The sequence below is a fragment of the Exiguobacterium sp. s145 genome (genome assembly GCF_018618835.1).
Lineage (GTDB): Bacteria > Bacillota > Bacilli > Exiguobacteriales > Exiguobacteriaceae > Exiguobacterium_A > Exiguobacterium_A artemiae.
This window is the reverse complement of record NZ_JACSMV010000007.1, coordinates 13,521-33,754: the sequence shown is the minus strand read 5'-3', so window position 1 is coordinate 33,754 and position 20,234 is coordinate 13,521. Positions and strand designations below refer to the sequence as shown.

Annotated in this window: 18 protein-coding genes and 2 tRNA genes; 14 read left to right on the top strand and 6 right to left on the bottom strand. The window is 45.7% G+C overall.

Annotation, left to right across the window (positions count from 1 at the left end; translation table 11 throughout):
• The first annotated feature begins 65 nt into the window (after positions 1–65).
• From KNQ07_RS07810 to KNQ07_RS07790, 5 genes are all read left to right on the top strand, one after another.
• Positions 66–965: a deoxyribonuclease IV gene (locus KNQ07_RS07810; RefSeq protein WP_131503965.1), complete on the top strand. Its 900-nt coding sequence runs from the start codon at positions 66–68 to the stop codon at positions 963–965.
• A 20-nt stretch (positions 966–985) separates the two neighbouring features.
• Complete coding sequence (locus KNQ07_RS07805) at positions 986–1,612, top strand: hypothetical protein (protein WP_012369745.1); 627 nt, start codon at positions 986–988, stop codon at positions 1,610–1,612.
• A gap of 112 nt (positions 1,613–1,724) precedes the next feature.
• Complete coding sequence (locus KNQ07_RS07800; protein WP_214765936.1) at positions 1,725–1,961, top strand: FeoA family protein; 237 nt, start codon at positions 1,725–1,727, stop codon at positions 1,959–1,961.
• Complete coding sequence (gene feoB / locus KNQ07_RS07795; RefSeq protein ID WP_214765934.1) at positions 1,958–3,940, top strand: ferrous iron transport protein B; 1,983 nt, start codon at positions 1,958–1,960, stop codon at positions 3,938–3,940. The genes KNQ07_RS07800 and feoB overlap by 4 nt, the downstream gene beginning before the upstream one ends.
• 15 nt (positions 3,941–3,955) lie before the next feature.
• Positions 3,956–4,138 (top strand): FeoB-associated Cys-rich membrane protein, encoded by a 183-nt coding sequence (locus tag KNQ07_RS07790; RefSeq protein ID WP_012369748.1) that lies wholly within the window; start codon positions 3,956–3,958, stop codon positions 4,136–4,138.
• Positions 4,139–4,207: 69 nt separating this feature from the next.
• Here KNQ07_RS07790 and KNQ07_RS07785 read toward each other — a convergent pair whose 3' ends face one another.
• The 3 genes from KNQ07_RS07785 to KNQ07_RS07775 all read right to left on the bottom strand — a co-directional run bounded on the left by KNQ07_RS07785 (position 4,208) and on the right by KNQ07_RS07775 (position 8,157).
• The gene (locus KNQ07_RS07785) at positions 4,208–4,381 is read right to left on the bottom strand and encodes a XapX domain-containing protein (RefSeq protein WP_012369749.1); all 174 of its coding nucleotides are present in this window, start codon (positions 4,379–4,381) and stop codon (positions 4,208–4,210) included.
• Between the two features lie 75 nt (positions 4,382–4,456).
• Complete coding sequence (locus tag KNQ07_RS07780) at positions 4,457–6,616, bottom strand: RNA degradosome polyphosphate kinase (RefSeq protein ID WP_214765932.1); 2,160 nt, start codon at positions 6,614–6,616, stop codon at positions 4,457–4,459.
• Complete coding sequence (locus KNQ07_RS07775) at positions 6,613–8,157, bottom strand: Ppx/GppA family phosphatase (protein WP_214765930.1); 1,545 nt, start codon at positions 8,155–8,157, stop codon at positions 6,613–6,615. Before KNQ07_RS07775 ends, KNQ07_RS07780 begins: the two co-directional genes overlap by 4 nt.
• Positions 8,158–8,379: 222 nt before the next feature.
• Between KNQ07_RS07775 and KNQ07_RS07770 the strand changes: the two genes are divergently transcribed.
• From KNQ07_RS07770 to KNQ07_RS07750, 5 genes are all read left to right on the top strand, one after another.
• Entirely contained in the window at positions 8,380–9,159 is a 780-nt protein-coding gene (locus KNQ07_RS07770; protein ID WP_012369752.1) for a metal ABC transporter ATP-binding protein, read from the top strand.
• Positions 9,156–10,025, top strand: coding sequence for a metal ABC transporter permease (locus KNQ07_RS07765; RefSeq protein ID WP_012369753.1), 870 nt, complete (start codon positions 9,156–9,158; stop codon positions 10,023–10,025). The genes KNQ07_RS07770 and KNQ07_RS07765 overlap by 4 nt, the downstream gene beginning before the upstream one ends.
• Positions 9,997–10,419 (top strand): Fur family transcriptional regulator, encoded by a 423-nt coding sequence (locus tag KNQ07_RS07760; RefSeq protein ID WP_012369754.1) that lies wholly within the window; start codon positions 9,997–9,999, stop codon positions 10,417–10,419. Before KNQ07_RS07765 ends, KNQ07_RS07760 begins: the two co-directional genes overlap by 29 nt.
• 145 nt (positions 10,420–10,564) lie before the next feature.
• Positions 10,565–12,010 carry an NAD(P)H-hydrate dehydratase gene (locus KNQ07_RS07755; protein ID WP_251139504.1) on the top strand — a complete coding sequence of 482 codons (1,446 nt, stop codon included), beginning with the start codon at positions 10,565–10,567 and terminating at the stop codon, positions 12,008–12,010.
• Positions 12,011–12,149: 139 nt separating this feature from the next.
• Positions 12,150–13,994, top strand: a complete 1,845-nt coding sequence (locus KNQ07_RS07750) for a GGDEF domain-containing phosphodiesterase (protein ID WP_214765929.1) — start codon at positions 12,150–12,152, stop codon at positions 13,992–13,994.
• Positions 13,995–14,016: 22 nt separating this feature from the next.
• Here the strand turns inward: KNQ07_RS07750 and KNQ07_RS07745 are convergent, their stop codons facing one another.
• The 3 genes from KNQ07_RS07745 to KNQ07_RS07735 form a co-directional block, all read right to left on the bottom strand.
• Positions 14,017–14,586: a 5' nucleotidase, NT5C type gene (locus KNQ07_RS07745; RefSeq protein WP_081432737.1), complete on the bottom strand. Its 570-nt coding sequence runs from the start codon at positions 14,584–14,586 to the stop codon at positions 14,017–14,019.
• Positions 14,587–14,686: 100 nt separating this feature from the next.
• Positions 14,687–15,796: a flavodoxin-dependent (E)-4-hydroxy-3-methylbut-2-enyl-diphosphate synthase gene (gene ispG, locus KNQ07_RS07740; protein ID WP_012369758.1), complete on the bottom strand. Its 1,110-nt coding sequence runs from the start codon at positions 15,794–15,796 to the stop codon at positions 14,687–14,689.
• 192 nt (positions 15,797–15,988) lie between these two features.
• Positions 15,989–16,342 (bottom strand): hypothetical protein, encoded by a 354-nt coding sequence (locus KNQ07_RS07735; protein ID WP_234944576.1) that lies wholly within the window; start codon positions 16,340–16,342, stop codon positions 15,989–15,991.
• Between the two features lie 339 nt (positions 16,343–16,681).
• Between KNQ07_RS07735 and KNQ07_RS07730 the strand changes: the two genes are divergently transcribed.
• The 4 genes from KNQ07_RS07730 (at position 16,682) to KNQ07_RS07715 (ending at position 20,191) form a co-directional block, all read left to right on the top strand.
• Entirely contained in the window at positions 16,682–18,322 is a 1,641-nt protein-coding gene (locus KNQ07_RS07730; RefSeq protein WP_012369760.1) for a Na/Pi cotransporter family protein, read from the top strand.
• A gap of 119 nt (positions 18,323–18,441) precedes the next feature.
• Positions 18,442–18,515 (top strand) — tRNA-Met (locus KNQ07_RS07725).
• Positions 18,516–18,526: 11 nt separating this feature from the next.
• Positions 18,527–18,600 (top strand) — tRNA-Ile (locus KNQ07_RS07720).
• Between the two features lie 130 nt (positions 18,601–18,730).
• A complete protein-coding gene (locus KNQ07_RS07715; protein ID WP_214765927.1) occupies positions 18,731–20,191 on the top strand; it encodes an alpha-amylase in 1,461 nt (486 codons plus the stop codon).
• The last annotated feature ends 43 nt before the right edge of the window (positions 20,192–20,234 follow it).

Here is a 20,234-nt window from a genome sequence, read left to right as displayed (position 1 = left end):
CGCTAAAGGTTCTTGTTTTTTTCGACATTTGGTACACTAGAAGCAGAAGAAGGGTGGAATTTTTAATGAAAATCGGTTCACATGTATCGCTTTCAGGCAAAAAAATGTTACTCGGTGCGAGTGAAGAAGCAGCCTCTTACGGCGCAACAACTATGATGGTCTATACAGGAGCACCTCAAAATACACGACGGAAACCTATCTCGGATTTGCGGATTCCGGAAGCCTTACTGCACATGGAAGAAAACGGGATTGAAGAAATCGTCGTCCATGCACCATATATCATCAATTTAGGTAATACGACGAAGCCGGAAACGTTTGAATTGGCCGTTTCGTTTTTAGGAGAAGAAATCCGACGGGCGGAAGCACTCGAAAAAGCAAAACATATCGTGTTGCACCCCGGCGCACACGTAGGTGCCGGAGAAGAAGTCGGAATCAAACGAATCATTGAAGGCCTCAATGAAGTATTAACGGGAGACGAAAAAGTCAAAATCGCTCTTGAGACGATGGCCGGAAAAGGTTCAGAAATCGGGAAGACGTTCGAAGAAATTGCAGCAATCATTGCGGGTGTCACGCACAACGACCGTCTGTCCGTCTGTCTCGATACGTGTCACGTCCATGATGCCGGTTATGACCTGATCCATGACCTCGACGGAGTCTTGGAATCATTTGACCGGATTGTTGGCATCAATCGTCTCGGTGTGATTCATGTCAACGACTCGAAAAATATCCGCGGCGCTAAAAAAGACCGCCACGAAAATATCGGGTTTGGTGAAATCGGTTTTGATCCGTTGCATCGGATTGTCCATCACCGAGATTTAGCACACTTACCAAAAATTCTCGAAACACCTTATATCGGACTGGATCCGAAAAAGAAAGTCGCACCGTATCGTGAAGAGATTGCCATGTTACGTTCCGGAAACTTTGATGCCGAGTGGCGTTTGCCGCTGATCGGTACATCCATTTAAACGAGAGAGGTGTCTGCCGCGTGTGCCATCTATTAGTCATTGAAGAATCTGAATTTGCCTTACGTCAAGCGGTCGTCTTATATTACGAAACGAAAGAACCGTTTTATTTACCGGCGGAGCTAGCAGAAGGGGAAGAAGTCTTTTTGGCGACGAAAAATGGAATCGTTGCGTATGCCGAAGTTTTGTTCAGTGAATACACAACACGACCGGCAGATCCTCATTGGTTAACAGAAGCGGATGAACAAGAACGCACGTATGCGTGCCTGGATTTAATCAGCGTGGATTTACGACATCCACTGTTAGGATCGCCTTTAGCGGGATTACAGGTAAATCCCGGACAAACGGACCTTAAAGTCAGACAACGGTTGGTGGAAGCCTGGCAAGCCGGTCATTTTGAATCAGATGTGACAACGATTGATCAAGCAAAAAATCGCCGGATGGAACGTTTTCGCGAGCGAAATCATCTTGAGCCGCTAAAGGCGTGTTGTGAGATGTGTGGAAACACACAACGATCGATTCTCGAATGGCATGAGTATCACGGACACTTCAAGACACTTTGCCCGACGTGTCATCGGCTCGCGCATCAAGGAATTGAAAAAAGGGAAGACGTTGCCGCAACGTCAGATCATGCCTTACCTGAACAGTAAGTGCCTCAGTGGGTTTTCCTGAGGTGCTTACTGTTTTTTAGAGAGCGTCTCCATGATATAATCAAGACTGATAATTATTATCAGTGAAAATGGAGTAACTGGGGGAAAAGGCATGACTGATTTAGCAATGATTCCGATTGGTAAACCTGTAGTGATGACAGATTTAAATAAAATAGAAGACCGACTCCGGAGACGACTGCTTGCTCTCGGATTTTATGAAGGATGTCCCGTCGTCATCAGAAGACGAGCTAGCTTTCAGGGTCCTTTGACAATAGAACAACGGGACCATCACCAAATGATTGCGATTCGCAAAAGTGATGCGAAAAACATCGGGGTGTTCTTACCATGACACAAAAAATCGCATTACTCGGAAATCCGAATACCGGTAAAACCTCCTTGTTTAACCGTTTGACCGGGTCATATGCCCATGTCGGAAACTGGTCCGGTGTGACGGTCGATAAAAAAGTCGGGAAATTACATGGAAACCGTGGACAATTGATTGATTTGCCCGGTGTCTATGACTTAGATCCGTTATCTGCAGATGAAGCCGTCGTGGCACGTTTCTTGATGGAAGAGTCGTTTGACGGCATGATCAACATCATTGATGCGTCACAGTTGGAACGGAATTTGCAATTGACGGCTCAACTTTTGGAAATTGGAAAGCCGATTCAAATCGGGCTGAATATGATGGATGTCGCCCGTACTCGCGGTACGACGATTGATGCTGAAGCACTAGCGAAGGAACTCGGTGTCGATGTGTTTCCGATTGTCGCGCGGACGGGAGACGGCTGTGAAGTTTTGCTGTCATCGATTCCTGAAGCGGCAAAAAAATATACGCCGTTACGAATTGATTACGGACAGAAAACGGAACAGGCGATTACGGCGATCATCGAAATCGCCGATTTACAAGAACAGGAACGCTGGATGGCTGTTCAGTATTTAGCGGGAAATCGTGTCTTCGTAGAATATTTGGAGAAGAAATCCCCTCGAATCATCGAAGTGCGAAAAGAACTGGAACGTCAGCTTGGGCGATTCATCCATGCTCATATTACAGAGTGTCGGCGAAACTGGGCCGTTGCGATTCGTGCCGGTTCGGTCGTCGAAGAGAAATCAGACCGTAAGACATGGACGGACCGGATTGACGCCGTCGTCACCCATCCGATTCTCGGATTGCCGATTTTCTTTGCTGTTCTATACGTGCTGTTTCATGTGACATTTAACTGGATGGGGGCCCCGCTCTCTGATTTATTGGGAGCGTTTATCGAAGGACCGATTTCGACGGGAGTCGTCTTTGTTCTGACACAACTTGGTGCATCCGGATTCATTCAGGACTTGTTGATTGATGGTGTCATCGCAGGTGTCGGGGGTGTCCTGGTCTTCGTTCCGCAAATCTTTGTTCTGTTTTTCTTTATCTCGTTTTTGGAAGACTCGGGCTACATGGCGCGTGTCGCCATCGTCATGGACCGTTTCATGCAGATGGTCGGATTGAACGGGAAAAGTTTTATCCCGATGATCATTGGATTCGGGTGTAATGTTCCCGGTATCATGGCAGCACGGTCTGTAGAAGAAGAACGTGAACGACTCGTGACGATATTCATTTCACCGTTCATGTCATGTTCGGCTCGTTTGCCGATTTATGCCGTGTTCGCCGGAAGTTTTTTTGCAAGTAATCAAGCGATGATTGTTTTGTCACTTTATATTCTGGGAATCGTTTTAGCCTTGCTTGCAGCAAAAGTATTTTCGAAGGTTCTGGCAGCTGAAGAAGCGACCAGCTTGTTTTTAGTGGAACAACCGCCGTACCGTGTGCCGCAAGGATTGACACTATGGCGCAGCACGTGGCAAAAAGGAAAAGGATTTGTCCGTAAAGCAGGAACATTCATTTTTGGAGGATCAGTCGTCATCTGGTTGCTCGCTTATACCGGTCCGGGTGGTTTTAACGTTAATATGAATGACAGCTTTCTTGCGATGATCGGTGGTCTGATTGCTATGTTACTGATTCCGCTTGGATTCGGAACATGGCAGGCAGGAGCTGCTTTGATTACAGGGTTCCTGGCAAAAGAAGTAGTGGTTTCGACGATGGCGATTATTTATGCCGTCAACGAATCGGAACTCGGCCGGCAGTTGGCCGGTCAGTTCACACCGCTCAGTGCCTATAGTTTTATGGCATTCGTTTTGCTTTATGTACCGTGTCTTGCGACGGTAGCCGTCATCCGTCGGGAAGTCGGCAGCGCAAAATGGACGTGGATTGCCAGTCTGTATGGCTTATTTGTTGCTTACGGTATTTCATTTTTGATTTATCAAACGGGGCACGCACTCGGGTTTTCATAAAGGGAGGAAAGCAGGATGCATGGAATTGATATTTTAATTGGTCTGCTTGTCTTTGGATATGCCGGTTTCTCATTAATCCGTTTCACGAAAAAAGCGAAAAAAGGCAAATGTGCGACGTGTGAAGTGGAACCGACGTGTCAAACCGCATGCGATGATGTCAATTGGGACAAAGTCATTGCCGAAGCATTAAAGAAATAAAAAAAGCGTTTTTCTTCTCTTGCCGAGAAGGAAAACGCTCTTTTTATAGATATCAGATAAATCCATTCATTAAAACGGCCAACGATCCGCAAGGAATAAAAATACCTTCATTCCGAGAAAGACACCAAAAATCCCGACGATCGCCGGAAAAACAGGTGGAGCGGGGATTGGTAATTTAAGAGCGGTAAAGACAACACCACAGATGATACCAGCTAGCAATGATAATAAAATTTGTTGAAGCATGAGGTCCAGTCCTTTCTTCATATGAAAAAACGCTTACAAGATTATTATATGAAGATGTCTGACGTTAAACAACGATTATTTTTTACTAGTAGTCGGGTCAAAGGTGATCTTTTCTTCCGCACGTTCGACCGGTGTCCATTTTTGCTCAAGCGGATGTTCAAAGGACGGTTTTGCTTTTAGCTTCCCATTCGTATAAAGCTGAATGAGAATTTGTGATTCACATTCCTGTTTACCTTTTGTTACGTAATGATAGTTACCGGAGTCGTCTTGTTCCCGTGCTTTGACGTTGTCCGCCATCGTTAATGCCAAACAATCCTTGATATAGTTTTTCTGTTCTTCATCCGCGATAGGGAAAAGGATTTCAATCCGTTTCCGCATATTGCGTGTCATCCAGTCGGCACTGGAACAATAAATCAAATCATCGCCGTTATGATGGAAGTAAAAGATACGGGAATGTTCCAAATAACGATCGACAACGGACGTGACCCGGATATTTTCCGAGACGCCTTTGATTTGAGGACGAAGGCAACAGACGCCACGTACAATCAATTCAATTCTGACCCCGGCCCGAGATGCTTGATACAGTTTCACGATAATGTCTTTTTCCGTCAAACTGTTCATTTTAGCAACGATTCGACCGTTACCGTGTTTTTTATGATATTTGATTTCTTCATCAATCAAGGATAAAAATTTCTCGAGCATCGAGTTCGGTGACGTATGAAGGGCATTCCATTCAGGTTGCTCCCCATAACCGGATAACCAGTTAAAGAAATTTGTCGCATCTTCTGCAATTTGTTCCTTTGCCGTCAAAAGACCGATATCAGTGTACAGTTTAGCCGTAGAGTCATTGTAATTACCTGTTCCGAGATGGACGAACCGCTGAATCCGGCCTTCCTGTAATCGGACGATTAATGTGATTTTGGAATGGGTCTTTAAATCGCTATAACCGTAAATGACGTGAGCACCTGCTTTTTCCAACTGTTTCGCCCACTCGATATTTTTGGCTTCGTCAAACCGTGCTTTCAATTCGACGAGGACAGTGACCTGTTTCCCGTTTTCTGCAGCAGTCTTCAATGCTTTAATAATCGGAGAATCTCCTGATACGCGGTACAGCGTTTGTTTGATTGCCAAGACATTGGGATCATTGGCGGCTTGAACAATCAGGCGGACGATTGGATCAAACGTATGGTAAGGGTGGTGCAACAAATAATCCTGTTGCAGAATTTGATCAAATAGGTTTTTGGACTTCTCCAGTGCCGGCGGTTCGACAGGCATGATTGTCTGATAAATCAAATGGTCATACTCGACACCGATCTGGCTGTAAAAAGCGAAAGCGAATGTCAAATCGATCGGACCATCGACAGCATAGATGTCCCGGTCCTGTAGGTCGAGGACATCACGTAACATATTGAGCAAGTTCGTATTGATGGCATTCTTCTGGATCTCAAGCCGGATTCCGACTCCCCAGCGCCGTTTCTTCAATTCTTTTTCAATCAACTTCAATAAATCATGCGTTCCTTCTTCATGGAATGGTAAATCCGCGTTCCGTGTAATTCGAAACGGCATCGCAGACAGGACGTGATATCCTTTGAACAAAGAATCGATAAAGGAAATGATGACATCTTCGAGTAAGATCACAGCGGTTGTTTCTTCATCATCGACGGGTAAATCGACGAAACGCGGGAGGACGGCCGGAACCTGAACAAGCGCCAGATTCCGTTTGGAACCGTCTTCCGCTTCGAGAGCCGTTGCGATATTCAATGATTTGGAAGACAGCATCGGGAATGGTCGATACGCATCGACGGCGACCGGCGTCAGAACCGGAAAAACCTGTTCTCTGAAAAAGGCTTTGACATATTCTGACTGCATTTCATTTAACTCGTCATGCTTCAGAAAAGAGATACCTTCGGCCTTTAATGCTTGAGTGACATCTTTAAAGGCTTCGTATTGTTGATCGACAAGCTCTTTTGTTTTCGTCGCGATGGCACGTAACTGTTGTTTCGGTGTCAGCTGTTGTTTATTTTCCGGTTTATTGAATCCTGCCAGTACCTCATCCTTTAATCCACCGACACGAACCATATAAAATTCATCCAAATTGGAACTGAAGATACCTAAAAACTTAAATCGTTCCATCAAGGGATTTCGTGTATCGGTCACTTCGCCTAAGACACGTTCATTAAATTGTAACCAGCTGATTTCCCGGTTGTTAAAAAACTCAGGGGAGTCTATCTTCACGTAAGGCCGCCTCCTTTATTGTCAAACTGAATGGACCGGTCAATGATACGCTCCAGATGTTTTTTTTGTTTTTCTGCTTTTTCGACTTCGAAACCATAATCATGATCACCGGTATCGAGAATGATCCGAAGAACTTTTTTGTCTTTTTCAAGTGCGATTTCAAGACTGTCGACGGCGCGGCGTTCTGTCACATCAAGTGCTTCTGTCAGTTTGAGAATTGATCCGAGTAAGTCAAACCGTTCGATTGATTTATCCGTAAACCAGTCCTTAAACGGTTTTAAGAGTTGCTGCATCCGTTTCGAAGAAGAATAGGAACTGACGAGTGCCAGAGCTAACCGGTCTTTATGCGTCATTCCTTTTAAATCGGTATTGGTCAAAAGGTAAAATGTTTGGTTGGAACGGGTATCCGGATTGATGTACTGTCCGCAGTAAAGTAAGCGGCTGGCGGAATCGAGTAATCGTAAGTCAGCCGCCCGGTTCGGAATGATATCGAGTGTGACCAGTTGCCGGTAAATTGATTTAGCGATCGTTCCGAGATAGTTCATCCGGTCACGGTTGACTTTGTAATCACTTTCCAGCTGGTACAGACTTTCTTCGCGTACATTCTCGATCCGCCGCTGTTCCTGTTCGTGTAAATCATATTCGTAGACAAGGCCTTCCCGTAACCCGTAATTACTCATCACGAACTGTTCTGCCTCGATATGTAGTGCCAGTTCATGAATTGCGATTAATGCAGGTAAGAAGATGTCAACCCGGTCCTTAGATAATCCTTCGACTTTCATTAACTGTTTAGGGGCTTTGTCTTTGAGCTCATCAATCAATTTCCCCAACTCTTTCGATCGGACTTGGTATTGGTGGATACCATGCAGAGGATAGTCGAGTGTAGATTGATGAATGCGGACAAAGTTTCGAGCCGATCCGCCGACACCGATTAAAGGAAGTTTTTTGTTTTTCAACCATGGAATTTCATCGAATTGTTCCCGCAAGAATTTAATCAGCTTCTTTTGTTCACCAAATGTCATGGTCTCTCCGGAAAGGAATTGCCGCGTCAGTGTGACCGCACCAAAAGGAAAACTGTGATAGGCAATCATTTCCCGGTTCTCAATTAACGTGACTTCCATGGAGCCGCCACCGATGTCGACAGAATACCCGTCGGTTAGGAAAGTAGAGTTGATGATGGCGAAATAGCCGTAATAAGCTTCCTGCTCATCGGACAGCACCCGCATCGTAAAGGGTGTCTCCTGTTCGACAGCATGAACGATGTCCTGCCGGTTACTTGCATTCCGGATCGCGGCTGTCGCCACACAAATCGTTTCTTCGACATGATGCGTAATACCGATTTCGTGAAAACGCTGCAGTGTTTCACAGAGCAAGCGGATTCCGACAGAATCGAGAGCACCTTCCGCATCAATATGAGCGGAGAGTCGAGCGACGACCTTGACGTTGATTTTTTCAATATATCGACCGGAATCGATTGGATGGAAAATGACATACCGGATCGAGTTGGAACCGATATCGATGACTGCTAACTCATTTTTCAAAACAAAACCGCCCCCTTTGAGTACTCAATCCATCTTTTCCCGAATCGGGGATTCTGAAAACGACAGCTTGTATCCTTTTATTGTACCTTGTGCATCTCCGGAAAACCGTCTATTCACAAAAAAGTTACATCGGTTGCAACGCAGGGGGGCTGGCGCTATAATAAGACAGTTGATAAGACGTAATTATTCCGTTTTAACACGAGACGGAAGGAGAGAATAGACATGACCGAACCAATTACAGAACCAATTATTGAAATCAAACAACTGACATATGATTATCCGGACCGGCGCGTTTTAAACGAAGTGACGTTTAATGTGCAACAAGGACAATTTCTCGCCATCGTCGGTGAAAATGGCTCCGGGAAATCGACGTTGATCAAGTGTATGCTCGGCTTATTAAAACCGAAGGGAACGATCCGGTTGTTTGGGCAAGATCAAGCGGCCTTCAGTGACTGGTGGCGCATCAGTTATGTTTCACAAAAAGCGGCATCGTTTAATTCAGGGTTTCCGGTCACGGTCGCTGAAGTCGTCGAGATGGGGCTGTATGCGAAAAAAGGATTATTTCGGCGCGTGACAAAACAGGATCGCCAAAAAGTAAGGACGGCGCTTGAAACCGTCGGTATGTGGGATCGGCGTGATTCGAAAGTCGGTGACTTATCCGGCGGTCAGCAACAGCGGGTCTTTATCGCCCGTGCGCTCGTTAATGATCCAGATCTGATGATACTGGATGAACCGACGGTCGGAGTCGATCAGCGGTACGTCAAAGAGTTTTATGAAATCCTGGAAGAACTGCGGCGTGATAACAAACGGACGTTTGTTCTTGTGACACATGATATCCACTTTGTCAGCAAGCTGGTGACGGATGTGATTCATCTCGTCGACGGACGGCTCGGTTGTAATTGTGGTATTAAAGAATACTGGGAACTGGATGAACAGACGATTCGGTCCTTGTATCCGGTTCCGGGGCGTGTACTGATACACGAAGGGGAGGTCGTCCAGTGATTGAAGCATTCATGACATTGAAGTTTCTGCAATATGCACTTGTCGCGGCTGTCCTGATCGGTTTTACGGCTCCGTTGATCGGTTCATTTGTCGTCGTCCGGCGGATGAGTTTAATTGCGGATGCGTTATCACACGTCACCCTGGCCGGAATTGCCCTCAGCCTGCTAATATCCGGGATGGTGGCGAGTCTTGCTGATTTGAATCCGCTTTACCTCGGGATCGTGACATCGGTCATCGCGGCGTTGACGATTGATTGGCTTCGCGCGAAGTATAAACATTTTCAAGAGCTTGCCATTCCGATCATCATGGCGACGGGGATGGGACTCGGTGCGATTTTTATCAGCCTGGCAAACGGCTTTTCGATGGACCTTGTGTCCTTTTTATTCGGAACGGTCTCCGCTGTCACCTTGACGGATGTCTATACGATTTTGATTGTCACAGGTGTCGTCATTTTATTTGTAATTGCCTTTTATAAAGAGTTATTATTCTTATCATTTGACGAGGAACAGGCACGCGTTTCCGGAATTCGTCTTCGGTTGGTGCATATTCTGTTTATGATCGTTGTTGCTTTGGTAATTGCGATTAGTATGCGGGTCGTCGGGATTTTGCTGGTATCCAGTTTGATCACCTTACCGGTTGCGGCAGCACTTCGACTTGCCAAAAGTTTTAAAGCGACGATTTTTTATGCCATCGTGTTTGGAGAAGTGGCAACAGTTGCCGGCTTGATTCTGGCGTATCAATTTGATTTAGCGCCGGGCGGTATGATTGTCATGCTGGCGGTCGCAGAACTTATTCTCATTATGGTGATTGAACGGTTTTGGATCGGAGGGAAATTGCATGAAAAAAAACATCGAACAAGCGCGTGAACGGATGAAGGCATCCGGTTTCAAAATGACGCCCAAACGTCTCGATTTATTGGCCTACCTGTTTGAAGCCAACCGTTATGTCAGTGCGCGGGAAGTGGCGGAGGAGTTGCGTGTATCGCATCCTTCACTCAGCTACGATACGATTTACCGGAATTTAAATGATTTTGCGGCAATCGATATTTTGGAGACGACGGAACTCGACGGGGAAATGAAATTTCGAGCCGCCTGTCAGTCGGGTCATCATCACCATCACCTGATCTGCCGGACATGCGGCAAGACGGAGACACTAGATGTCTGTCCGATGGAATGGGTTTCGCCGATTAAGGACTCTGGTTTTGAGGTCGAGGATCATAAGTTTGAAATTTACGGACGCTGTGCCGCTTGTCAGAAATAAGCGAGATGCGTTTGAAGAGTGTAACGAAAGCGACAACTGATAAAGGAGAGGGGCGGATCGCATCCGGCCCTCTCTTTTTGCTGAAAATCTCTTGATTCGTCCCGGCTTGAAATGAAACAAAACGGGAATAGGACGAACAGAGGTGATGAAAATGATTTATGATGCACAAGAAGCTCGCCAAATTGATGAATGGGCAAAGACATCCGGTTTACCGCTGGAAGTATTAATGGAACGAGCGGGTAGTGAAATCGCAAAGCGAATCAAGAACAGGCATACGAGGGAAGAGCGGATTCTGGTGATGTGCGGGACAGGAAATAATGGGGGAGACGGTTACGTGATTGGCCGTGAACTCGTCCGGGACGGGTACGACGTGACGATGCATGCGCCGTTCGGCGAGGTGAAAACCGCGACGGCTCATCTGCATCAGCACTATGCAGAAAACTTCGGTCTCGCAACGGAGGCAGTCTGCGGACAATACGACGTAATCGTCGATGGTATCTTTGGAACCGGATTTGACGGATCCCGACTGACGAAATCGATCCATGATGTATTTGACTGGGTCCGTGAACAAAAACAACAAGGAGCAAAATTATACGCGATCGATATACCGAGCGGCATTCCGTCCGATCAAACGAACGGGTTTTCCGGACAAGCGATCCGGGCTGATGTGACTTTTTCACTTCATGCCTTTAAGCGATCCGCCTTCTTGTTGAAGACGGCTCCGTTCTTTGGGAAGCTGGAGAAGATCGATTTGGGATTGCCGGCTTTTGGGGGATGGCAACTGATGTCCGAATCGATTGCGCCGTTATTGACCCGTGATCCGTACGGTCATAAAGGGACATACGGAACGGCACTGTTGATTGGCGGAAGCGAGACGATGCCCGGTTCGATTCAACTGGCTGCCCGCGCAGCATTACGATCTGGAGTCGGGAAATTACAAGTTGCAACGGTTCCGACAGCACAAGTCGGACTCATCATGAACGCACCGGAAGCGATGGTTCTCAATCAGACAACGACAGCCATTCAAGAGATGCTCGATCAGGTGAATGTCGCGGGAATCGGCCCCGGATTGACTTCAGATTCGATTTCCGATTGGATCGAGCTCTTATTTGCACAAGACATTCCGGTAGTTCTTGATGCCGGGGCATTGATTCGCGACAGCTATCCGGAACGGAAGGCGGAGATTGTCGTCACGCCACATATCGGAGAATTTGCACGGATGACGAAACGGACTGTCCGGGAAATCCAGGATGACTTATTCGGACAGGCAAGCGAATATGCGGTCTTGCATCAAGTGATCGTCGTCTTGAAAGCCCATGTGATTCTCATTGCAACACCAGAGGGCAGTGGTTACGTGATCAACGGAGCATCCAGCGGGTTGGCGAAAGGAGGCAGTGGCGATACGCTGTTTGGTATCCTCACAAGTCTGCTTGGTCAAAAAGAATACTTTAAACACATCCCGGTTGAACAGTTGATTGCACTTGGTGCATCCTGGTACGCCCAAGCATCCAAGCAGGTCGAACAACAGCTTCATCCAAGCAGTATCGTGGCGACAGATGTGATTGATCAACTTGGACGAGTAAAGAACTGAGCAAAGAGGTCTATTTCTTCAATTATAAAGAAGTAGATCTCTTTTGTTAAAAGAATAATTGCTGGCAGAGGAAGAGCAGGAGTATGATGAAGTGATGCCGAATGGCTAAACAGTCTAATCTTAAGAAAGGAGGAGACAGATGCCCGTTAAAACAGTAGATGAGATTGTCCGTAATCAACAGCGTTGGATCGGAAATTTTGCGTTGTTCTTAATGAGCGTCGGCGCCCTGATTTTTTTAGGGACGACGGATCATACCATTCGAAATGCCTATTTAAATCAGTTGACGACTGTGGCTGTTTTGCTTTCTATTGGAATCATAACCTTTTTGATCAGCCGCAGTCGGTTGACAGCTCATCATAAATCACACTTTCTGTCCGTCATGTTACTGAGTATTCCGTTCGCTTCCATCAGTATGTTACCTTATGCCTCAGTCACCGTCTGGGCCAGTTGTTTTTTATTTTTAATGATCGCCTTGATTGCCTATGACCGGATCATGATTTGGTATGCCGTTGTCCTCATCGTCGCGACGAACGTATTCATCATGGTGCGCTCAGATACGATTCTTGTGGAGATTGATCCGACAGATCATTACGCGAGGCTTGGGATGATCGGGATTGCCATCTGTATCGCTTTGATCATCAATCATCTGCATCTTCGTAATCTCAGTCGCCTGCAACAACTGGCAGATCAATTGCATGAGTCGGCCCGCCACGATTTACAGACGCAACTGCTTAATGTCCGCGGACTGGAAGAACGATTTCTGCATGTGGATCAGAAGAATCTGTTACTGGTCGGTGTTCATCTGGAAAACTACCATGAACTCGCACGATATTTTGGAGAGGAAATTCAGCAACAGGTCTTAATTGATTGTATCGAACGTCTGAAAACATTATTACCTCCTTATTTGACGATCGTGCGAGTTGAAGGCGGAACGCTGATGGTCGTCATGGAGAAACCGCCCGGCGTATCGTGTGAGGAGGAAATGACACGTCTCAGTCAGCGTATGTCTGCTCCGTACCAGGTCGAAAACCATCAAATTTATGTTAATCTCTATATTGTCATCGATGACGGGGAAGTCGATCAACTCAGTATGACAAAACGGATTCACCAGATCACCTCTGCCTTTCCGGAAAGTATCCGGGATTCGGCAAAAGTGATGTGCCTGAATCAAGAATGGCGCAAAGAACAATCGCTTCGCGTTGAAGCCGCCAAAGCATTGTCGCGAGCGGATGTAAATCATGATTTTTACCTGGTCTACCAATTGCAGTATGATTCCAATCAGGACCGTTTCATTGGATTAGAGGCCTTGATTCGCTGGAATACGACCATTCCGGGAGCAGAACGTCCGACGGTTTTCATTCCAATCGCAGAAAAGAGTGACTTGATCATCCGGTTGGGCGAGTGGGTTTTCGAAGAAGGATGTAAAACAAGAAAACGGCTGATTGGTCTCGTTCCGGAAGAGTTTAGTCTGTCGGTCAACGTATCTCCGCGGCAATTGACGGATGAGTCGTTTATGCCGTTTATTGAGCGGATGCTGCTGAAATACAGTTTGAAGCCGAAGCAGATTAAAATTGAAATTACTGAAAGCCAGTCTTTGGATTTTGAAAGCCAACCGATTCTCCGGGCATTACGCCGGATTAAGACATTGGATTTCCCGGTCTCATTGGATGATTTCGGGACAGGACATGCTTCGTATCATGTTCTGGAACGGTTATTGCCGCTTCGTCAGCTTAAAGTACCAAAACAATTCATTGAACAAGTCGAAGAGTCTGAAAAAAGACAGTCGATTTTAGAGTCGATTTTTCAGTTGAGTCAATCGATGCATGTGGAATGTATCGTCGAAGGGGTTGAGACGGGAGAAGAGGTACAAATTGCAAAAGACATCGGAATTCATTTATTCCAAGGTTATTTTTTTGCAAAACCGGTTCTGCTCGAAGAAATCATCTGTTTACTGGAAACTAAAAAAGCGGAAACGACAGAATAATGTCGTTTCCGCTTTTATTGTTTCAGCGAATTGGGGCAAATTTATGAATTTGTTGAACGGCCTCATTCCAGGAAGAGACACGGACGATATTTTCAGGGACGGGACGACGATTATAAGGCGCATCAAACAAAATGACGGGAATCGATGTGTCTTCTGCAATTTGAATCGCATTTTCGAGACGGTCCTCCATGAAGAGATCAAGTGACAAATCACGGACGACTTGGACTTTGTCGTGTGAGCCGGTCATGATCAGCGAATCGAGCGGTAACTCATGCTGTTTAATCCATTCTTCCGTTACGGGACGAACGATTTCTGACCGGGCCGTCACGTAATGGAGATCATATTGTTTTCTTAAATCCCACAGGTGCTGTTTGACAAGTTCTTGCGGGATGGATTCACGGTAGATGCCGAGTTCATGACCCGATTTGACCATGAATTCCCAAAACTCGATTTGCTGCATATCCGTATAGGTATGAAGTTCGTATTCAGAGGCCATCTCAAAATCAATCGATGTTCCGAGATATTTGTTCATATAGTTAAAGCACGAAGAAGGATGAGTGATTGTTCCATCAATATCAATTCCGATTTTCACTTACATCACCAACATTCTATAAATTTTCTGCCACTAGTATAACATAATCGAAATGCGGAGACGAAAAAAAGAGCCGCTCCGGGAAGAGGGCTCTTTTGACTTAAGCTTGGCTTGCTTTTGCGGCTTCTTTTTCCGCTTCTTTTTCAAGAACGATCGCATCGATTTCTTTTTTCAATTCTTCGACCATCGTTGCTTCCGGAACTTTACGAATGATTTCCCCGTGACGGAATAACAATCCTTCGTTACGGGCACCGGCAATTCCGATATCGGCTTCACGGGCTTCCCCGGGACCGTTGACGGCACAACCGAGAACTGCAACTTTAATGTTAACTTGAATTTTATCGATATAATCTTCGATTTCTGCTGCAATCGCCATTAAATCGATTTCAATCCGTCCGCATGTCGGGCACGAAATCAATGTTGCTGCGTTAGCAGCAAGACCAAATGATTTCAAGACTTCTTTTGCAACTTTGACTTCTTCGACCGGATCGGCAGAAAGAGAGACACGGACTGTATTCCCGATACCGCGTGATAGAATCGCTCCGAGACCGGCAGCTGATTTTAAAGAACCTGTCCGTAAAGGACCAGATTCCGTGATTCCGACGTGCAACGGATAATCAAACGACTCGGAAGCGAGTTGATATGCTTCAAGCGCTAATTGAACGTCAGATGCTTTCAAGGAAACGATGATATCGTGGAAATCGAGATCCTCAAGAATCTTAATGTGGTGCAAAGCACTTTCGACCATCCCACGAGCTGTCGGATAACCATATTTCTCAAGAATGTGTTTTTCAAGTGAACCGGCGTTAACACCAATTCGAATTGGAATGTTTTTCGCCTTTGCTGCGGTAACGACCGCTTCGACTTTCTCGCGGCGTCCGATGTTACCCGGGTTGATTCGGATTTTATCAACACCCGCCTCAATTGCCATGAGCGCAAGTTTATAGTTGAAATGAATATCTACGACAAGCGGGATGTTGATCCGGCTCTTGATTTCTGCAAGTGCTAGCGCATCACGTTCTTCTGGACAAGCAACGCGGACGATTTGGCATCCTGCTTCTTCAAGGCGTAAAATTTCAGCGACAGTCGCTTCGACGTCGTGTGTTTTTGTTGTCGTCATACTTTGGATGATGACTTCATTATTTCCACCAATGACAAGGTCCCCAACACGAACGGGACGAGTCTTAGAGCGATGGACCATTTTCGGCATATCGAAAATCTCCTTTTGTGGCATAACGCCAGATTGTTTGTGACTACTTGTACTATCATATCGAACTATTCCCTAAAAATCGAGAAACAAGAACGAAAATTGAACATTTACAATTGTTTAACACGAATAGTGGAAAGTCAATCCGTCGCCGGATGGACGTTTTTTTCCTTCAACAGATTCATCCATCTAGTTTCAAGAAGACGGACGGGATGATTTTTTCTTTAGTCGGGCAAGCAGGAGCGGGGTTAACGAATAAATCAAGTGCCCGGCAATGATGAAGACAACTCCTAAAGTCGGATAGCCGAACTGATACAGGAAAACACCGATTGGAAAGGTCCAGATGTTTGCGGCGACCGTATAAGGAAATACTTGGCGAAACGCCCATGGTCTTGGCAAAATCCACTGAATGAACCAGCGATTCAGATAGGAAACGGATAACAGGTACAACAAAATCGCGATTGCGATAAAAATGAAGTGCAGGATAAACCAAATGATGAACGGAATCGACTGCTGGAGAAAGATGCTGTCAATGATTGTTGACCACAAGGAAATCCATGCTAATCCACAAAAATAAAGGGAGACATCAGCGAGACGAGTCTTTAAAAAACCGCGATTTGGAACTAAGGTAGTTTGTAAGTAATTAAGTAGTTGACTTAAAAAATGCAATTCAATCACTCTTTCTTCTGTTTTATAACAAAAAATAAATTAGTTATAAACCCTTTTTTTAAAGGGTTTATCTGTTTTGGTACAGATTAATAAAACCTTAACAATCGAATGTGTGAAAAACTATTTACAAGTTCATCAGACCTTTACATAATAGGGGGGTTGAAACAATGAATTCTTAACAACAAATCAATTCCACTTTTTATATGAGGAGATGACAAGATGAACTATGATTTACAGGAAATGATTTTCACCTTTATCGGTGGACTCGGTATTTTCCTATTCGGTATTAAGTATATGGGAGATGGTCTTCAAAAAACAGCGGGAGACCGGTTACGGTACATTTTAGATAAATATACCTCCAACCCGTTTCTCGGGATTTTAGCGGGTATCGTCGTTACGGTCTTGATCCAGTCATCATCCGGAACAACTGTCATCGTCGTCGGTCTGGTCAGCGCCGGATTAATGAACCTGCGTCAAGCCATCGGTGTCGTCATGGGGGCGAACATCGGAACGACCATCACTGCCTTTATCATCGGCTTTAACGTGAAGGAAGCGGCACTCCCGGCGATTGCGCTCGGAGCGTTCTTGATTTTCTTCTTCAATAAAGAACGGATTCAATACATCGGTCAAATCTTCTTTGGTTTCGGGGCGCTCTTTTATGGATTGACGCTCATGGGAGACGGAATGGCACCGCTTGAATCAAGCGAATGGTTCCGTGATTTGACGGTATCGATGTCGGATAGCCCTTTGCTCGGTGTTTTTGTCGGAACGGTCTTTACTATGTTGGTCCAATCATCCTCTGCGACGATCGGGATATTACAAGAATTGTATGACGGCGGAATGATCGATATCAAAGCGGCATTGCCGGTCTTGTTCGGTGATAATATCGGGACGACAATCACAGCAGTCCTTGCGGCACTCGGGGCTTCGATTGCGGCAAAACGGACAGCCGCCGCACACGTCATCTTTAACATCGTCGGGACAGTCATCTTCTTGCTGGCTTTACCGCTGTTCTCAAGTTTCATAACGTGGATCACAGGTGCACTTGATTTGGAACCGAAAATGCAGATTGCCTTTGCCCACGGAACGTTTAACGTCGTCAATACGCTGATTCAATGCTGGTTCATCGCGCAAATCGCATGGCTCGTCCAAAAAGTCGTCCCTGGAACGGATACGACCGTCGATTCAAAACCGCGCCACCTCGATCAAAATATCCTGAACCAGTCGTCGTCACTTGCGTTAAGCCAGGCGAAACTGGAAGTGTTGCGGATGGGAGAATTCTCGAAAGACGCACTTGAAAAAGCACATCGTTATACGCAATCACACGATAAAAAGGATGTTTCGGATGCCGGTCAGATTGAGTATGCGATCAACCATCTGAATACGGAAGTGACAAGCTACCTTGTTAAAGTCGCCGCGCATGACTTGTCCGAGCGGGAATCGAATGATCATTCCCTGCTCATGCATGCCGTCAACGATTTTGAACGGATCGGGGATCATGTCGAAAACGTCATCGAGTTGGTCGATTTCCAGATCGTTAACCGGATTACGTTTACTGAAAAAGCGAAAAAAGAATTGGATGAAATGTATATCCTGACGCAAAAAATCGTTGAGACCGCCATTAAAGCAGTCGAACTGGATGATGTTTCATTGGCACGCCGAGTGCTTGAACTGGAAGGGAAACTCGATTCACTGGAACGTTCCTTCCGCAAGCATCATGTCTTACGGGTGAATGCAGGCGAATGTACAGGTCAAGCCGGTATGATTTTTGTTGACTTGCTGTCGAACCTGGAACGGATCGGGGATCATGCCGTTAACATTACGGATTTGGTGCTTGAACAACGTTCCGGAACGGCATGAAAGAAAATATGAGAGAAGAGGAATTTCTGAAAAGAAATTCCTCTTTGTTTTTTTAAGATAATTTATTGACATTTCAGATCGATTTTAGTAATCTGATATTAGTTGTTTTTAACCATCATGGCGGTGTAGCTCAGCTGGCTAGAGCGTACGGTTCATACCCGTGAGGTCGTGGGTTCGACTCCCTCCACCGCTACTATTACTTAAGGACCCTTAGCTCAGCTGGTTAGAGCTGACGGCTCATAACCGTCCGGTCGCAGGTTCGAGTCCTGCAGGGTCCATTGTATAAACGTACACTCTTTTTTTAGGGTGTGCGTTTATTTTTGGTTGCTTGGGGAATATTAAAGATATTGTAATAATGTTAATACAATAATATTCATACTATGGCAATTTAAGGGAGAGCGAAGAGAGATGGAACGTAACCATACGATGATGCAGTTTTTTGAGTGGCATGTAGAGAATGATGGGAAGCATTGGCAACGCTTGAAAGAGAGAGCGCCGGAACTGCGTGCTGCAGGCATCACATCTGTTTGGATTCCACCAGCGTCAAAGGGACAATCAGATGAAGATACAGGGTATGGCATTTACGATGTCTATGATTTAGGAGAGTTCGACCAAAAAGGAACAGTCCGCACGAAGTACGGAACAAAAGACGAGTTGATCGAAGCCATTCAAGTCGCACATGAAAATGATATCGCCGTTTACGCCGATGTCGTCATGAACCATAAAGCGGCAGCCGATGAGCTCGAAACGATTAACGTCGTGGAAGTACATCCGGAAGACCGTTCGAAAGAAATTTCAGAAGAGTTTGAAATCGAGGCCTGGACGAAGTTTACGTTCCCGGGACGAAACGGTAAATACTCGGATTTCATCTGGACACATGAATTCTTTAATGGAACAGATTTTGATGCACGGGAAGAAAAAACGGGTGTCTTTAAGATTTCCGGTAAAAATAAAGATTGGAACGATCAAGTCGACAACGAATTTGGGAACTATGATTATCTGATGTTCGCTAACATCGATTACAATCATCCGGAAGTCCGACAAGAAATGATCAACTGGGGAAACTGGTTTAAAGAAACAATCAATTGCCAAGGTTTCCGTTTGGATGCCATCAAACACATCAACTATGAATTCGTCAACGAGTTCGCGAAGTCGATGATCGGAGACGATCCGGACGGTTTTTATATGGTCGGCGAATTTTGGAAGTCGGACTTAGATGACTGCCGCCAGTTCTTAGACAGTGTCGATTATACGATTGATTTGTTTGATGTGCCGCTTCACTATAAATTCCATGAAGCGTCGCAACAAGGACAGGATTTTGATTTGACGACGTTGTTTGCGGATACACTCGTCGAATCCCACCCGACGAATGCCGTGACATTTGTTGATAATCATGATTCCCAACCGGGCGAATCGCTTGAGTCGTGGATCGATGACTGGTTCAAACAGCATGCATATGCCTCTGTTTTATTACGCAAAGACGGTTATCCATGTGTCTTCTACGGAGATTACTATGGTGTGCAAGGACCGCATCCGGTCGAAGGTAAAAAAGAGATGATCGATGCGTTGTTGTATACGCGTTACCATAAAGCATACGGTGAACAGGAAGACTATCTGGATGATGCACATTGCGTCGGCTGGGTGCGTCGCGGTGTCGAAGAATTCCCGAACTCAGGATGTGCCGTCTTGCTCTCAAATGCGGATATGTGTGAAAAACGGATGTTTGTCGGCGAAACACGTGCCGGAGAAGAGTGGTTCGATTATACAAATCACCAAGAAGAGCCTGTTGTGATTGATGAAGAAGGTTTCGGTGTTTTCCCGGTTCCAGGTGGCGGTGTCTCGGTATTCGCCCCGCGTGACGAACAGTAATTTCTGAGGGTCATTGCTTGCGCCTGACCAACTATTTTTGCTA

Bases quoted from the DNA above. Each gene is read 5' to 3' on its own strand.
- ispG (WP_012369758.1), bottom strand. From the start codon at position 15,796: ATGCCGAAAATGGTCCATCGCTCTAAGACTCGTCCCGTTCGTGTTGGG.
- feoB (WP_214765934.1), top strand. From the start codon at position 1,958: ATGACACAAAAAATCGCATTACTCGGAAATCCGAATACCGGTAAAACC.
- KNQ07_RS07790 (WP_012369748.1), top strand. From the start codon at position 3,956: ATGCATGGAATTGATATTTTAATTGGTCTGCTTGTCTTTGGATATGCC.
- KNQ07_RS07730 (WP_012369760.1), top strand. From the start codon at position 16,682: ATGAACTATGATTTACAGGAAATGATTTTCACCTTTATCGGTGGACTC.
- KNQ07_RS07810 (WP_131503965.1), top strand. From the start codon at position 66: ATGAAAATCGGTTCACATGTATCGCTTTCAGGCAAAAAAATGTTACTC.
- KNQ07_RS07770 (WP_012369752.1), top strand. From the start codon at position 8,380: ATGACCGAACCAATTACAGAACCAATTATTGAAATCAAACAACTGACA.
- KNQ07_RS07800 (WP_214765936.1), top strand. From the start codon at position 1,725: ATGACTGATTTAGCAATGATTCCGATTGGTAAACCTGTAGTGATGACA.
- KNQ07_RS07760 (WP_012369754.1), top strand. From the start codon at position 9,997: ATGAAAAAAAACATCGAACAAGCGCGTGAACGGATGAAGGCATCCGGT.
- KNQ07_RS07755 (WP_251139504.1), top strand. From the start codon at position 10,565: ATGAAAATGATTTATGATGCACAAGAAGCTCGCCAAATTGATGAATGG.
- KNQ07_RS07715 (WP_214765927.1), top strand. From the start codon at position 18,731: ATGGAACGTAACCATACGATGATGCAGTTTTTTGAGTGGCATGTAGAG.
- KNQ07_RS07785 (WP_012369749.1), bottom strand. From the start codon at position 4,381: ATGCTTCAACAAATTTTATTATCATTGCTAGCTGGTATCATCTGTGGT.
- KNQ07_RS07750 (WP_214765929.1), top strand. From the start codon at position 12,150: ATGCCCGTTAAAACAGTAGATGAGATTGTCCGTAATCAACAGCGTTGG.